This window comes from Dyadobacter sp. 676, from assembly GCF_040448675.1.
Classification (GTDB): domain Bacteria; phylum Bacteroidota; class Bacteroidia; order Cytophagales; family Spirosomataceae; genus Dyadobacter.
The window spans coordinates 3,183,503-3,199,333 of sequence record NZ_CP159289.1; the positions used below are offsets into that span (position 1 = coordinate 3,183,503).

At 49.7% G+C, this 15,831-nt stretch carries 14 protein-coding genes; 8 read left to right on the forward strand and 6 right to left on the reverse strand.

Going from position 1 to position 15,831, the window contains the following annotated elements; translation table 11 throughout:
• Positions 1–297: 297 nt before the first annotated feature.
• The gene (locus ABV298_RS14315) at positions 298–1,722 is read left to right on the forward strand and encodes a family 10 glycosylhydrolase (RefSeq protein ID WP_353723187.1); all 1,425 of its coding nucleotides are present in this window, start codon (positions 298–300) and stop codon (positions 1,720–1,722) included.
• A gap of 3 nt (positions 1,723–1,725) precedes the next feature.
• Positions 1,726–2,943: an NADH-quinone oxidoreductase subunit D gene (locus ABV298_RS14320; protein ID WP_353722745.1), complete on the forward strand. Its 1,218-nt coding sequence runs from the start codon at positions 1,726–1,728 to the stop codon at positions 2,941–2,943.
• 70 nt (positions 2,944–3,013) lie between these two features.
• Here ABV298_RS14320 and ABV298_RS14325 read toward each other — a convergent pair whose 3' ends face one another.
• On the reverse strand, positions 3,014–4,024 hold the full coding sequence (locus tag ABV298_RS14325) for an aspartate-semialdehyde dehydrogenase (RefSeq protein ID WP_353722746.1): 1,011 nt from the start codon (positions 4,022–4,024) through the stop codon (positions 3,014–3,016).
• A 204-nt stretch (positions 4,025–4,228) separates the two neighbouring features.
• On the reverse strand, positions 4,229–4,816 hold the full coding sequence (locus tag ABV298_RS14330; RefSeq protein WP_353722747.1) for a 5-formyltetrahydrofolate cyclo-ligase: 588 nt from the start codon (positions 4,814–4,816) through the stop codon (positions 4,229–4,231).
• 117 nt (positions 4,817–4,933) lie between these two features.
• Between ABV298_RS14330 and ABV298_RS14335 the strand changes: the two genes are divergently transcribed.
• The 4 genes from ABV298_RS14335 (at position 4,934) to ABV298_RS14350 (ending at position 8,002) form a co-directional block, all read left to right on the forward strand.
• Positions 4,934–6,145, forward strand: a complete 1,212-nt coding sequence (locus ABV298_RS14335; RefSeq protein ID WP_353722748.1) for an NADP-dependent isocitrate dehydrogenase — start codon at positions 4,934–4,936, stop codon at positions 6,143–6,145.
• Positions 6,146–6,262: 117 nt separating this feature from the next.
• Positions 6,263–7,507 (forward strand): hypothetical protein, encoded by a 1,245-nt coding sequence (locus ABV298_RS14340; RefSeq protein ID WP_353722749.1) that lies wholly within the window; start codon positions 6,263–6,265, stop codon positions 7,505–7,507.
• 28 nt (positions 7,508–7,535) lie between these two features.
• Positions 7,536–7,793, forward strand: a complete 258-nt coding sequence (locus tag ABV298_RS14345) for a type II toxin-antitoxin system RelE/ParE family toxin (protein WP_353722750.1) — start codon at positions 7,536–7,538, stop codon at positions 7,791–7,793.
• Positions 7,793–8,002 carry a prevent-host-death family protein gene (locus ABV298_RS14350; protein ID WP_353722751.1) on the forward strand — a complete coding sequence of 70 codons (210 nt, stop codon included), beginning with the start codon at positions 7,793–7,795 and terminating at the stop codon, positions 8,000–8,002. Before ABV298_RS14345 ends, ABV298_RS14350 begins: the two co-directional genes overlap by 1 nt.
• A gap of 2 nt (positions 8,003–8,004) precedes the next feature.
• Here ABV298_RS14350 and ABV298_RS14355 read toward each other — a convergent pair whose 3' ends face one another.
• Complete coding sequence (locus ABV298_RS14355; RefSeq protein WP_353722752.1) at positions 8,005–9,531, reverse strand: RtcB family protein; 1,527 nt, start codon at positions 9,529–9,531, stop codon at positions 8,005–8,007.
• 182 nt (positions 9,532–9,713) lie between these two features.
• On the opposite strand from ABV298_RS14355, the gene ABV298_RS14360 reads away from it, so the two are divergent.
• Positions 9,714–10,940: a pyridoxal phosphate-dependent aminotransferase gene (locus tag ABV298_RS14360; RefSeq protein WP_353722753.1), complete on the forward strand. Its 1,227-nt coding sequence runs from the start codon at positions 9,714–9,716 to the stop codon at positions 10,938–10,940.
• A gap of 131 nt (positions 10,941–11,071) precedes the next feature.
• Positions 11,072–12,148, forward strand: a complete 1,077-nt coding sequence (locus ABV298_RS14365; RefSeq protein WP_353722754.1) for a ferredoxin--NADP reductase — start codon at positions 11,072–11,074, stop codon at positions 12,146–12,148.
• A gap of 49 nt (positions 12,149–12,197) precedes the next feature.
• Here the strand turns inward: ABV298_RS14365 and ABV298_RS14370 are convergent, their stop codons facing one another.
• From ABV298_RS14370 to dnaN, 3 genes are all read right to left on the reverse strand, one after another.
• Complete coding sequence (locus ABV298_RS14370; protein WP_353722755.1) at positions 12,198–14,078, reverse strand: M56 family metallopeptidase; 1,881 nt, start codon at positions 14,076–14,078, stop codon at positions 12,198–12,200.
• Positions 14,079–14,080: 2 nt separating this feature from the next.
• On the reverse strand, positions 14,081–14,455 hold the full coding sequence (locus ABV298_RS14375; protein ID WP_015813170.1) for a BlaI/MecI/CopY family transcriptional regulator: 375 nt from the start codon (positions 14,453–14,455) through the stop codon (positions 14,081–14,083).
• 185 nt (positions 14,456–14,640) lie between these two features.
• Positions 14,641–15,765, reverse strand: coding sequence for a DNA polymerase III subunit beta (dnaN, locus tag ABV298_RS14380; protein WP_353722756.1), 1,125 nt, complete (start codon positions 15,763–15,765; stop codon positions 14,641–14,643).
• Between the last annotated feature and the right edge of the window lie 66 nt (positions 15,766–15,831).

Consider the following 15,831-nt stretch of genomic DNA (forward strand, 5'->3'; position numbering starts at 1 on the left):
AATATAACTAAGTCAAGAAAAGGCCGGTGGCAACGATTTTCATACGACGATCCAAATCAAACCGTTATTGCTCGAATTTAAGACGGTTGTCGGCTAACTTTGTTCCAAAATACGTTACTTTGGTTGGATTAACATTTTGCATTGGTCAGATAGTGAAAAAAATTAAAATTGTTGCGCTTTCCTTCGTCATAATCACATTTTTGCTGGAAAGTTGCATGGCTCAGAGCGCGGAAACAGAGAGTAATCTGCCCCCCGAAGAGAGAGTTCAGAGCGGTTTGGATAGCCACTGTCGACAATATTGATTGGCCAAGCAGCAAAAATCTTCTTCCCGAAGAGCAACAGGAAGAGTTTTCCGAACTGCTCGATTTTCACAAAAGGGTAGGGATGAATGCGGTGTTCGTGCAGGTACGTGCGGCGGGGGATGCTTTCTATGCCAAAAGCCCCGAGCCATGGTCGGAATGGCTCACGGGCGTGCAAGGGCGTAAGCCCGAACCGATGTGGGATCCGCTCGACTTCATGATCACCGAGGCCCATAAGCGCGGCCTCGAATTCCACGCCTGGCTGAACCTTAACCGCCTGGTCCATAAATCCTCCAAAAGCGTTTCCGCCGACAATATCAGCCGGCTTCATCCGGAGTGGATTTTGAGTTACGACGGCTATAAACTTTTCGATTTCGGCATTCCCGAAGTACGAAAGTTTATTACCGATATGACCGTGAACGTTGCCAGGAACTATGACGTCGACGGCATCCATTTCGACGATTATTTTTATCCTTATGCCGCGCCAGGGCAGGTTATCCAGGACGACGCGACGTTCAGGAAATACCCGGACGGCTATACCAACAAGGCCGACTGGCGCCGTCATAATGTGGATTTATTGGTAAAACAAATCCACGACGCGCTCGAAGCATTGAATCCGCGGCTCAAATTCGGTATCAGTCCGTTCGGCGTGTGGCGGAACAAGGACCGCGATGCCGAAGGCTCGAAAACTTTCGGTGCGCTGGCTTCCTATGACGACCTTTTCGCCGACAGCCGCCGCTGGGTTAAAGAGGGCTGGATCGATTACATTGCCCCGCAAGTCTATTTTTCGTCAGGTTTTAACCGTGTGCCCTATAAAAACCTGGTGGATTGGTGGACCGAAAACCGCTTCGACCGACACTTATATATAGGTATGGGCGCTTACCGCGTCGGGTACAAGGACAAGGATTCGCATTGGTCGAATCCCGCCGAGATACCAAATCAGGTTCGTTATTTCCGCGATAGCGAGGCGGATGGGTCGATTTTTTTCAGTTCAAGGTCTTTGAGGGCTAACAGTCTGGGTTTTGTGGATTCATTGAGAAGAGACCTTTTCAAATACCCCGCTTTGATCCCGACAATGCCCTGGAAGGACAAAATTCCGCCGTTGTCGCCCAAAAGCCTGAAAGCCACATTGCTTTCTCGCGGCATCGAGCTTACCTGGGAGCAACCCGATGCGGCCGCGGACGGCGACAAGGCCTGGTATTACGTCATTTACCGTTTCCCGCCGGAGGAAAAAGCCACCGCACACGACCCGCGCCGCATTCTTGGCATGTGTTATGAAGGCGAAAAGTTTGTGGACATGACCGCCGAAGCGGGTAAAAGATATGTCTATTATGTTACAGCGGTAGATCGCCTGCACAATGAAGGCCGCCCGATCGGGCCGTTGCGCGTGGAAGTACACGATCAGAAGTTAGTCCGGTTTTAAGGTATGAGCAACGCAATCCAATACGAATACAAACCCGAGCATTTCATTGCATCGGCGCCCACGAAATATAACTCCGAAAGCCTTCGTACCGAGGAAATGGTGCTCAATATGGGCCCGCAGCACCCGTCGACGCACGGCGTATTGCGCCTGGAAGTGGTAACGGACGGCGAGGTGGTGATCGACGTGGTGCCGCATTTGGGTTATCTGCACCGCTGCTTTGAAAAACACGCAGAGTCGTTGCCATTTAACCAGATCATTCCTTACGTCGATCGCATGGATTACGTGGCTGCCATGAACTCGGAGCACGCTTATGTGATGGGTGTGGAGCGGATGCTGGGCATTGAAAACGATATTCCCAAACGCATTGAATATATCCGGGTAGTAGCCGCGGAACTGAACCGCCTGGCCTCGCACTTCGTCGCGCTCGGTACGTACGCGATGGACATAGGCGCGTATACGCCCTTCCTATGGATGATGCGCGACCGCGAACAAATCCTGCGCCTGCTCGAATGGACCTGCGGCGCGCGGATGTTGTACAATTATATATGGATAGGCGGGTTGTTCTACGATCTGCCTGTCGGCTTTGAAGAGCGCTGTTCCGAGTTTATCAAATATTTGAAACCCAAGCTGATCGAATTGCAGCAGCTTGTGGTCGACAATAAGATCTTTATCCAAAGAACGGCCAATGTGGGAGTGCTGCCATTGGATGTGGCCATTAATTACGGCTGTACCGGGCCAATGCTCCGCGGATCTGGTTTAAGATACGATTTGAGAAAAGTAGACGGTTACTCGGTATATCCCGAACTGGATTTCGAAGTGCCTATTGGTGAAGGAAAGCTCGGAAAAGTAGGCGATTGCTGGGACCGGACGTGGGTACGCGTGGTGGAATGCTGGGAATCGGTGAAAATGATCGAGCAATGCCTGGTACAATTGCAGGGAGATTATAAAAGAACCCGCGACTTCGATCCGCAGGCGGTTGTCCCGAAAAAAATCCGGCCGAAAGCGATGGATTTCTATGTTCGTGCGGAGAACCCGAAAGGGGAGCTGGGCTTCTATTTCCGCACCGACGGCCGCTCCGATATTCCCGTTCGCTGCAAGGCGCGGGCTTGTTCTTTCAATAACCTCTCGGTAATTGGTGAAATATCAAAAGGCGCATTGCTCGCCGACCTTGTCGCCGTTATTGGCTCCATCGACGTGGTAATGGGCGAGGTCGACAGGTAATTTTTTAAAATAGGATATCAATGAAAAAGAGCCGGGAAACGGCTCTTTTTCATTGATATAACTCCTGAAATTACGCGACTGCGCCTTCGCCAACCAGCTCGTGTTTCGCCAGATATTCGGCGATCTGAACCGCATTGGTAGCAGCGCCCTTGCGCAGGTTATCGGCAACGATCCACAGGTTCAGCGTCTTAGGCTGGGATTCGTCGCGGCGGATACGGCCTACAAAAGTTTCATCTTTGCCGTGAGCAGTCAACGGCATCGGATAAACCGCATTTTTCGGATCGTCCTGTACGATAACGCCTTCGGTTTCGCTCAGGATCCGGCGTACCTCATCGAGGTCGTATTCGTTTTCGAATTCAATGTTAACCGCCTCGGAGTGACCGCCGATTGTCGGGATACGAACAGTTGTAGCAGTTACCGCGATACTGTCGTCGCCCATGATCTTCTTCGTTTCGTTGGTCATCTTCATTTCCTCTTTGGTATAACCATTGTCAAGGAACACGTCGATATGCGGCAGCACGTTCAGGTCGATCTGGTGCGGGTACACTTTGCCTTTGCTGTGATCGCCGGCGCGTTCCGAGAAAAGCTGGTCAACCGCGGCTTTACCGGTTCCTGTTACCGATTGGTAAGTGGAAACAACCACACGTTTGATTTTATATTTCTTGTGCAACGGGTTCAGCACCACCACCATTTGAATGGTAGAGCAGTTCGGGTTGGCGATGATTTTGTCTTCTTTGGTCAGTTCGCCCGCATTGATTTCCGGAACCACCAGTTTTTTGGTAGGGTCCATACGCCAGGCGGAGGAGTTATCCACCACAGTAATGCCTGCTTCCGCGAATTTGGGTGCAAGGGCGAGGGAAGTGCCGCCGCCAGCCGAGAAGATCGCGATCTCCGGTTTGGCAGCAATCGCATCCTCGAAGCCGATCACCTTTATCTGTTTACCCTTGAATGTAACTTCCTTACCGACAGACCTTTCAGATGCGACGGGTAACAGCTCCGTCACCGGGAAATTACGCTCTTCGAGCACTTTGAGGATTTCGCCGCCCACCAGACCGGTAGCGCCTACTACTGCGATTTTCATTCTTGCATTAAGATTAAAAATGGATAGAATATGATTTACTTTTTGCCGAGCGAGTGCATTGCCTTGCGAAAAGTGCCGCAAATTTACGAGGTTTTTTAGAATGATACCCGAATTTCATCTTTTAATGCATTAAAATTCAGGAAGGAAGGGTTAAAGCCGACATTTCAGAGTCGTTTACTAGGCTTTTGAGTTTCGGTAATTCGCCTACCGATCACTGAAATTGTATACATGCTCAGGCGTAATGCACACGTCGAGCGGAATGTCGAATGCATCAATATCCTCTATCTCATCCACTTCTTCAAATAGCGAAAGGCCCATTTTAATGCATTCGGGGCGGGTTTGAGGCAAAAAACGATCGTAATATCCGCCGCCATAACCTACGCGGTAACCCTTGCGGTCAAACGCAAGCAGCGGGACGAGGACAATGTCGATTTCTTCCGGCGCGATTTTCCTCGAGGTAGTTGGGTCGGGCTCGGGGATGCGCCATTGATTCATTACCAAATGTGTGAAGGGCGTCAGCAGGAAGTGCTCCATTTCCCGCGTGCCGGGGACGATATACGGCGCGGCAATGCGCATTGCCGGAAACGAGATCCGGAATAATTCGATAAGATAGAATGTGTTGATTTCCCGTGAGCCGAGCTGGGGAAGAAATGTATGAAGGGTTTTAAACAGATTTCTCTGAACATATTTTTCAAGATTCTGCGCGATAAGGGCATTTTTTTCGATCAGCGAGGGCTCATCCGCTTCCTTTCTTTTTTGTAAAAACTCTTTGCGCAATGCAGCCTTTTTCATAGGGTACTGTCGTCTTTTTTGGGGATGTAATCGGAGGAAATTTCGCCTTTTTATTCTATTGTTCGTACTTTCACGGTCTGATTTCAAAATCTTTAACTATTGTATAGAATTTAAGACATGAGCAAAATTAAAGTTGACAATCCCGTCGTAGAGCTGGATGGCGATGAAATGACCCGCATCATCTGGAAATTTATTAAGGAAAAACTGATCCTCCCTTACATCGACGTAGATATCAAATACTACGATCTGGGTATCGAGTACCGCGACGAGACCAATGACCAGGTGACTATCGATGCTGCCAACGCCATCAAAGAATACGGCGTGGGTATCAAATGTGCGACTATCACACCTGACGAAGCCCGTGTTGAAGAATTCGGTCTGAAACAAATGTGGAAATCGCCGAACGGAACCATCCGTAACATCCTCGATGGTACCGTGTTCCGTGAGCCGATCGTAATGAAAAACGTGCCTCGCCTGGTTACTAACTGGACGGCGCCGATTATCGTAGGTCGTCACGCATTCGGTGACCAGTACCGCGCTACCGACTTTGTGGTTCCCGGAAAAGGTAAACTGACGATCAAATTCGAAGGCGAGGACGGACAGGTGATCGAGCATGAAGTGTACCAGTTCAAAGGTGCCGGTGTGGCGATGGGAATGTACAATATCGACGAGTCGATCCGCGGTTTTGCGCGTTCATGCTTCAATGTAGCTTTGGATAAAGGATGGCCTTTGTACCTTTCTACTAAAAACACCATCCTTAAAAAATACGACGGCCGTTTCAAGGATATTTTCCAGGAGATATACGAAAACGAATACAAAGGAAAAGTACACTATGAACACCGTCTGATCGACGACATGGTAGCTTCCGCGTTGAAATGGGAAGGTAACTTTGTATGGGCTTGTAAAAATTACGACGGTGACGTTCAGTCGGATACAGTTGCACAAGGTTTCGGCTCACTGGGCCTGATGACTTCCACGCTGGTTACGCCGGACGGCAAGATCATGGAGGCTGAGGCCGCGCACGGAACCGTAACCCGCCACTACCGCGAGCATCAGAAAGGCAAGCCAACTTCCACTAACCCAATCGCTTCCATCTTCGCATGGACACGCGGATTGGCATTCCGTGGCAAGCTGGACAATAACCAGCCGCTGATCGACTTCGCCGAAGCGCTTGAAAGAGTGTGTATCGAAACTGTGGAAAGTGGAAAAATGACGAAGGACTTGGCTGTGGGTATCTATGGAAACGATGTGAAACACGGTGAGCACTACCTGTACACAGAGGAGTTCCTGGAAGCTATCGACACCAATCTGAAAGCTGCATTGGCATAATAGCCAGATTTAGTGGTATAAAGCCACCGGTTTCGCGAGAAGCCGGTGGCTTTTTTTGTGGCGGGTACTATTTTATTATATATTACTAGGAATGTGCCTGACAAACCCGACCTGGTAATGAAGCTTTTTTACATAGTACCCGCGCTTATTATGCTGACCGTGAATGGTTTGCAGGCCGGAAACTATGTAACCACCATGAATGTGGCAGGACAGGATACCGTCGCAATTGGCGATTCGGCACAAAAAGTGATGCAAAAAGACCTGATCGACGTGCTCAGGCAGTGGAAATCGAAGGACAAATCGGATTCGGTGCGTGTTCCGAAAATCCGCTCGGGCAAGCCGATTTTCTCGCTCGTGCCCGCAGGCGGGTACACGCTCTCGTCCGGGCTCACGGGATCGCTCAATGCGAACATTGCATTTTACACCAGCAACCCCAAAACGACCAATATTTCGAGCATTACCACTAATTTCATTTATACCGAATACAGGCAAATGACAATTCCGGTTCAGGCCAACATCTGGACACGGCATAACAACTATAATTTCGTAGTCGACTGGCGGTTTTTCAAATATCCTCAGGATACATATGGTTTGGGTATGGATTCGAAGATGCGCGACGCCACAGGGCTGAAATACAAGCATTTGCGGCTGCATCAGACCGTGTTGAAAAAGATCGGCAAGTCGTTTTTCGTCGGGTTGGGTTTTGCCTACGACAAAAGGTGGCAAATTATGCAGACGGATAAGGAGGAAAAGCTGAACCAGGATATTAAAGATTATGGATTGGGGCATAAATCATCGTCCGTCGGGCCGCTGGTGACCGTCGCTTATGATAGCCGGACCAACTCCATCAACCCTCTCAAAGGCTTTTACAGCAACGTCCAGTTCCGCCCGAATATGACTGCGCTCGGCAGCACCAATAACTGGCAATCGATTGTGATCGACGTTCGTCGCTATTTCAACTTGCCTCAAGGCAGTCAGAATACCCTCGCATTCTGGAATTACAACTGGCTTACCATCGGCAAACCGCCTTATCTCGATCTCCCCGCTACCGGTTGGGACCCAACGACCAACATCGGCCGTGGCTACATTCAAGGCCGCTTCCGCAGTACCAACCTGCTTTACCTTGAATCCGAATACCGCTTCGCATTGACCAAAAACGGCCTTTTTGGCGGCGTGCTCTTCGCCAATGCGCAGAGTGTTTCAGACTGGCCTTCGAAAAGCTTTCGTAAGATTGCGCCTGCCGGCGGATTGGGAATTCGTATTAAGGTAAATAAGACTTCGGGGGCGAATATTGCGATTGATTATGGGTTTGGGATGGATGGGTCAAGAGGGTTGTTTGTGAATTTGGGGGAGGTGTTTTAATTTTATAGAAAACACACTATGCCTCCTGATGTACAGACTGATTTTTACAGATCGGGCTTTGAAGGGCCTGAAATCTATTCCAAAACGGGACGCTGAAAAGATAATCGCGCAGCTCCAAGAACTGGCTGAACACCCACAATTCAAAAGCAATGTGAAATGTCTCGAGAATCATCAGAGAGCTGTATTTCGTCTGAAAGTTGGGAATTATAGAGTTCTTTTCAATAAGTATAATGAGTTTGAGGTTTTAGAGATTATTGATGTAGGACACAGAAAAGAAATATACTGATGAACCTGAATGCACAAATTATAGAAGAGGACGGCAAGCCGAAATTTGCTGTTTTACCAATTGGGGAGTACGAGGCATTACTCAGTGAACTCTCAGACTTTGAAAGCCTCGAAGATCTTTCCGACTATTTAACTGCCGTTAAGATTAAAGCGGAAACCAAAACCTGGCATAGCTTGGAAGAGGTAAAAGCGCAATTGGGAATCGATTGATTTCAATCCTCCCGCCCCTCCTTCCGATTCGCATCCGCCATCCGCACGATCCTAGGCGAAAACTTTGCCAGCACGTGCACCAGCTCCGATTGCGCCGCTATCACATCTTCAATATTCTTATAAACCATCGGTGATTCGTCCAGATCCCCGCCAATGAGCTGAATACTATTATCTTGCAAAATTTTGTTCATCTGGCTTCGCGTAGTAGTCGAGAATGCTTTCGTGCGGGACATTACGCGCCCGGCGCCGTGCGAAGCGGAGTTAATGGAAGCTGCATTGGCTTTGCCACGAATCACATAACCTGGCTGGCTCATGGAGCCGGGTATAATACCGAGTTCGTCGGCGCCGGCCGGTGTGGCGCCTTTGCGGTGGACAATCACTTCTCGGCCGTCCGCTAATTGCTCCTTCCAGGCGAAGTTGTGATGGTTTTCGATGATTTTCAAGGGTTTTTCACCGAGTGATTTGGCCATTTTGTTGTGGATTTCGTGGTGGTTGGCCGAGGCGTAGTCACCGGCGAGGTTCATCGCGATCCAGTATTCCTGACCTTCTTCGGTGTTAAGATCGAGCCAGGCGAGGTGGGCGGCTTGTTTGGGAAGGATGGTCCGCTGCATAGCCAGTTTTGAATAGTAGTTGGCCACGCTTCCTCCGAAACCACGGGAACCGGAATGCGAGAGGAGTGAGAGATATTCGCCTTTGGGTAAATTTAAAAGCGGGTCGTCTTCAAATACTTCTACGATGCCCCATTCCACAAAATGGTTACCGGTGCCCGAGGTACCTAGCTGCCGGTAAGCCTTGTCTTTCAGCGAACGGATCGTTTTGGTGGCTTCCCATTGGGGCGCGTCCATAATGCTATCGTCGTATTTGCGCGACGTTTCGCCGCCCATGCCGAATTTGGTGTTTTCCGTGAGAATCTTTTTCAAGAAATGCGGCTCGCGTTTAAGGTAATCGGGAGAAATGTCGAAAACGGACATGCACATGCGGCAGGCAATGTCGACACCTACGGCGTAAGGGATTACCTTGTCGATTTCGGTGGCAAGTACGCCGCCGATAGGCAGACCGTAACCTTGGTGTGCATCAGGCATTAATGCGCCGGCGATCGATATGGGCAAGCTAACGGCGGTTTCCATTTGCTGCAATGCGCCTTCTTCGATCTGCTCTTTCCCGAAAACGGCGTAATGCAGTTTGTCTTCCCGTAGTTGGAAGGTATTCTTTTGCTGAGGTTCCTTTTCTTCCAGTGTTAATACAGCTTCTTCGTTGTAAATCAATTCTTTGCCGTCATCTGTAAGTGTGATTTCCGTGCCGCTTTTCCGCAGGTCGTACACCGTTTTCGCCAGATTGGTTAGCTTGTTTTTGGAAAAAGCATATTTCTTTGGGTCGTTCAGCATTTTGACGAGCATCAGAAATACCTTTTCCTTCGGGTATTTCGCGCGCTCGTGCAGCCCATTCGCGACGCGCAGGAATGCGGTGTGCAGGTTTTCCGGCACATTGGCCAGGAAAATGATTTCTTCAATGGTGATTGGTGTGTCCATAGACAAATATCGTTGTTGAGGCCGCGATTTCAAGCAGATAAGCGTCGCCGCCGGCTAAGTAATGTATAGCCGATAAATCTTTCTAAACATAATACAATGCAACTCCTAAAAAAGCCGTACCTTTGCGGGCAATTTGTTGATACAGTTCGCAGTACCTTCTTTAACTTAATTAAAACATTGCAATGTCCGCAGTAGCAGAGCAAACCCGGTTGGAAACCCGGTTGGCCGACCGGATCAACGCCCTCGAAGAATCTTCGACGCTGGCGATGACCAAAATGGCCCGTGAACTGGCCGCCCAAGGCCACAAAGTGATCAGTCTGAGCGTAGGAGAGCCGGACTTCAAGACGCCCGCACACATTTGCGAGGCCGCAAAAAAAGCCATCGACGATGGTTTTCACGGTTATTCACCCGTAGCAGGTTACCCTGATCTGCGAAAGGCCATTGCTGACAAGTTAAAGCGCGACAATAATATCGACTGGAAGCCCGAAAATATCGTGGTTTCGACGGGTGCCAAACATTCATTGGCCAATGTAATCCAGGTCCTGGTGAATCCGGGCGACGAAGTGATAATCTTCGCGCCTTACTGGGTGAGCTATTCCGAAATGGTGAAGCTGGCCGAAGGAAAGTCGGTAATTATCGACGGTGCTTTTGAAAACGATTTCAAGGTTACCGCGGCTCAATTGGAGGCGGCGATTACGCCTCGCACGAAAGTGGTGATGTATGCTTCGCCGAACAACCCGACCGGCGCTGTTTATTCGGAGAAAGAATTGAGAGAAATCGCGGCGGTGCTTGAAAAGCACGAAGGCATTTATGTGCTGGCCGACGAAATCTATGAATATATTAACTTCACCGAGGAAGGCCATTTCAGCATTGGTTCCATCCCCGCGTTGAAAGACCGCGTAATCACGGTGAACGGTGTGGCGAAAGGTTATGCGATGACGGGCTGGCGGATCGGCTTCATCGCCGCGGCAAAATGGATCGCCGACGGCGTTGAAAAACTGCAAGGTCAGGTAACTTCGGGAACAAACTCTATCGCGCAGAAAGCGGCTACCGCTGCATTCAACGGCCCTAAAGAGCCTTCTATCGAAATGGCGAAGGCATACCACCGTCGCCGTGACCTGGTTGTAGGTTTGCTGAAAGAAATCCCCGGCTTCAAGGTGAATGTACCACAAGGCGCATTCTATGCGTTCCCGGATGTGAGCTACTATTTCGGTAAATCGGACGGTGAAACGACGATCAAGGATTCCGACGATTTCGCAAACTGGCTTCTGAACAAATCCTATGTTTCGACTGTAGCCGGTTCGGGCTTCGGAGCTCCCAACTGCATCCGTATCTCAACCGCAGCGGCCGACGAAGCACTGGAAGAAGCGGTAAAACGCATCAAAGACGCCGTCGCGACTTTGAAATAATAGCAAAATGAAATCATAAAAGCCTCATAGGTGTTACCTGTGAGGCTTTTATGTTGTTTTTATATCACATTAGCACACAGTTTTTTGAACAAATAAGCATAGAGCCTAAGGCTTAAAGCTTACAGCCAACAATGAGCAAATACTATTTTTTAAAAGTCAAGGAAATAGAGAAAGAGACGGACGAGGCTACCACCATCCATTTCTGGCATCCGATCAATGAAGTTATTCAATATCGTCCGGGCCAATTCCTGACATTGTTACTGCCGTTTGAAGACAAGAAGATCAGACGGTCGTATTCGATGTCGAGTTCGCCTTATACAGATGTTTCGCTGGCAATAACCATCAAACGGGTTCCGGGAGGCTATGCTTCGAACCTGCTCCTGGATACGCTGAAAGAGGGCGATGTGCTGGAGGCACTGGAGCCTATGGGCCATTTCTTTCCTAAACAGGCGGACGACCAGACGCGCCAGGCGGTTTTCATTGGGGCCGGAAGCGGCATTACCCCATTGTTTTCGATTTTGAAATCCATTCTGATGGTGGAGCCGGAAAGCGAAGTTTTCCTGATTTATGGAAGCCGGAGGGAGGAGAGCATTATTTTCAAAGATAAAATCGCGGCTCTGGAACGCAAATATGGCAAGCGGTTTACGGTTGTACATACATTAAGCCAGCCGGGCGAAGGCTGGCAGGGCGAAACCGGACGGTTGAATAAAAGCCATGTGTTGAAGATCATGGAAAAGCTGCCTGCACTGAATGTAAAAGAGGCGGAATATTTCCTGTGCGGGCCGGAAGATATGATGGAAGAGGCGCACCGCGCGCTTTCGATCCTGGCGGTGCCGGAGAACAAAATCCGAAAGGAGAGTTTCGCAACAGCTACCTCGGCCAAGCCGGGCGAGGTGACGGTAGAGCCGGAGGTGGAAGACGACGATTCTCCCAAAACGCGTGAAATCACATTGTTTTATGAAGGCACGGAATATAAATTGCCTGTAAAACCGCATGAAACCGTGCTCGAAGCGGCGTTGAATATGGATATCGACCTGCCATACTCATGCCAGGCGGGCATGTGTACTGCTTGTATGGGCCGGTGCACGTCCGGCAAAGTGCAAATGGATGAAGAAGACGCGCTTTCAGAAGCGGAGATCAATGAAGGGTTCATCCTCACCTGCGTAACGCACCCGATGAGCGATGACGTGGTCATCGAGGTGGAATAACGAAGTAATGCATAAAAAGCAAAAGGGCAGTCAGTCGCTGCCCTTTTGCTTAATCCTTCGGGTATTTTTTAGGCGGAAGTGGCGGTTTAGGTGCCGGTGCCGGTTTGGCAACTTTGACGGGCGCCGGTGGCAGGGCAGGGGTTCCCGCGCGCTGCACACGTCCCGCACGTGCTACACGCGCGCTGCGTGCTATCCGCGGTTCATTGGCGCTTTGCAATTTTTGGTAGCTCAATGTTTCCAGACCTATTTTCTTGCCGAGCTCACTGATTTTGAAGTGTATTTCTTCGATTTCCCTCTGGAGTTTCAGCTCGGGTTCTGCCGCTCTGGCGGCCTCTTTTCTCGCATTCGATATCTGATTATTGAGATCTGAAATGATTTGCTCCTGCGCTTTAATCTGCTGTTCGAAATCTGCCAGTTGCTTGTCGATGTCAGCGTCGCTTAGTTTCGAATCCTTGGCATCCTGATTAAAAATGACGGATCTTTTTTCCATGAGGTCCATTCGCAATTCCGATGCACGTTGTTTTTTCCATTCGATTTTCTGAATCTCCCGCTCGAACCGCTCTGTCTCGAACTGCTGCTTTTCTTTTTGAAGGTTCAGCTCTTCCAGTCTCGCATGGTAAGGTTTCAGTTCATCGTGCATTGCGCGTATTTTGCGGTTTATTTCCCATAGTTTCTGGTCCAGCGTGTCATTGCCGGTTTGTTCCAAATCCATTTCAGGCTCTTCCAGGTCAGCCTCTACATGGGCCAGTTCGGCTTCGATATTTTCATGAATGTTCTCGTCAACAGCCACTTCAGCCAATTCCTCCATTTCACGCTCCTCGCGGATGTCTGCTTTTACCGGTTTCCGCTTTTTGACGGTCATGTGCTTGGCGGCTTTCTTTTCTTTATCCTTCTCCACTTTTTGGGCCACCGCATAAGCTGAAACACCGAGCACCAGTCCTATCGCGAAAATCATCGCCGGAAGACTCGAAAATGTGCGGACAGGTTTGGGATCCAAACCTAAAACACGCTGTACACGGTGCAGCAGTAACGGTTTTTTAGAAGCAAACGCCATGGCTAGTCCGGGTGTTGCCTGCCATTCGGCTACTTTCACCAGTGCATGGGCGAGCGACATTTTGTCCCCGCAAACAGACAGCGCGATGTCATCGCAGCAATGTTCGCGTTCGGCGCGCACTTTTTCCGATAGCCACCAGATCGCCGGATGGAAGAAGAATATCACTTCCACGAACGATTGCAGCATGTTGATCAGATAATCGTTCCTGCGGATATGCGCCAGCTCGTGTGCGAGAATGGCTTCTACCTGCGCGGTGGAAAATCCCGATAGCAAGCCGATGGGGATTAAAACCACCGGACGGAAAGCGCCGATTACCATGGGAGTAAGCACTCTGGCCGACTCGCGGAATTCAACTGATTTGGAAATATTCATTTTAGCGATGATAACCCCGAACCTCGCCCGCCATTCCCTGTCCGTAACGGCCCTGGCATTCAGGCGGAGACGTTCCGTAAAAATCCAGCCGCCGGCAAAACGCAGCAGCAAAATACCGGAGCCGATAAGCCAGCAAATGACGAGTTCGTGTAAATGGGCCGACAGCCACATTTGCACTTTCAATGTAACGGGAAGGTCACGTGAAACCTCCGCCCACGTGCGGGAAGCGGTTAATGCGGTGTAACGCGCCAGTGTCTTTGCGTTTGAAACGGTGCCGACGGTTTTAGGGTAGTAGTAAATGAAAGTGCCGGCAGAGGCGAGCACTTGCGCGAACAGAAAGCCGACACCCGCGATGTAGCGCATACCGGCCGTTTTTTTCCTCAAAAAATAGAAAACGGCGATGCCGATCAACATTAGCAGCGTTCCCTGCCAGATGGAATGGATGAGCGTCCAACCGAATGCGGAGACGGCCGGACCGGGTAAGAGATTTGAGAAAAATTTCATGGCTAACGATTGTTTTCCAGGTTATTTAATAGCTCGCGGATTTCATCCAGTTCTTCCTTGGAGGTGGTGTGATTCCCCAGCGCCTGCATCACCATTTGTGCAGCGGAGCCCTGGAACAACGTCTCGACCATTTTGCCTACAAGATTTTGCTGCGTTTCCTCTTTACCGAGGAGTGCCACATAAATGTGCGACCGGCCCTGCTCCGTGCGGTAGAGCAGCCCTTTGTCATGCATGATCTGCATGAGCTTCAACGTGGTAGTGTAACCAACGTCCTTGGTTTCGGAAAGGGCATCGTGCACAGCGCGAACGGTACTAGGGCCTGCCTGCCAGAGGTAGTTCAGGATTTCCAGCTCGGAGTCGGTGGGCTTGATATACATGATATTAGTTGCTACGATAATCTTCGTATCAAATGTCTACGAAAAAAATCGTACTTGCAAGCCTTTACTACGATTTTTTTCGTAATTAACGGTAAATAGTGTATAAAGTATTGTGTCCGAGAGCATTACGGAATAAAAAAAAGTCCGGCGGAGGCCGGACTTGAATGTTGTATGATTACGGCTCTCTAAACATAGGTGTTCAGCATTACCGGCATTACGAGCATGAGGATATCTTCATTTTCTTCCTGGTCTACCGGAATAATGAGTCCGGCGCGGTTCGGGGCGGAAAGTTCGAAAGTGATGGTTTTGCTGGAAAGATTCCCCAATACTTCGATCAGGAACTTCGCATTGAAGCCGATCTCCAAATCGTCGCCATTATACTCGCACATCAGGCGTTCGTTGGCTTCGTTCGAATAATCCAGGTCTTCGGCGGAGATGACCAGGTCGTTCAGCGCCATTTTCATGCGTATCTGGTGGGTAGTCCTGTTTGAATAGATCGAAATACGTCTCAGCGAGCTGAGGATTTCCAGCCTGTTAATGGTGAGTGTATTCGGGTTGTTGGTCGGGATCGCGTTCTCATAGTCGGGGAAACGCTCGTCGATCAGCCGGCAGATCATCCGGATATTACCAAAGCTGAAAAATGCATTCGAAGAAGTAAATTCCGCTTTCACGGGCACATCCTCCGAGGGCAGGCAGCTTTTCAGCAGGTTTAGCGCTTTGCGCTGGATAATCATCGACGTATCGATGTCCGATTTGATGTCGGTCCGGCGGTAGCGCACGAGGCGGTGGCCATCGGTAGCAACGAAAGTCGCACTTTCAGCTCCCATTTGCACGAAAACCCCCGTCATGGCAGGGCGGAGGTCGTCGGTACTCGTTGCGAACAGCGTATTTGAAATGGCGGCACCCAAAGCTGATGATGAAAAATCCACCGACTGGCCGCGGTTCACAACCGGTGTTTTCGGAAAATCGATCGGGTTTTCGCCCGAGAGCTTATAGCGGCCGTTATCGGAAATAATTTCGGTACCAAACGTTTCAGCATTCACCTGCAAGGTAATCGGTTGCTCGGGCAAGCCGCGGAGGGTGTCGAGCAGCAGCTTTGCGGGAATGGCAATGGCTCCTTTTTCAGATGATTCCACTTCAATTTCCGTAATCATGACGGTTTGAAGGTCGGATGCAGTCACGGTCAGAGAATTTCCGTCGAGTGTCAGCAGGAAATTTTCAAGGATTGGCACAATTGGGTTCGTTGAAACGACACCGTTTATAGCAGACAGCTGTTTAAGTAGAACTGATGACGAAACGACAAACTTCATAATTCGTGACGTAAGTGTTTAGTTGATAGATTTATATGCGGAAGATTCCGGAAAAACTTTGTTGGA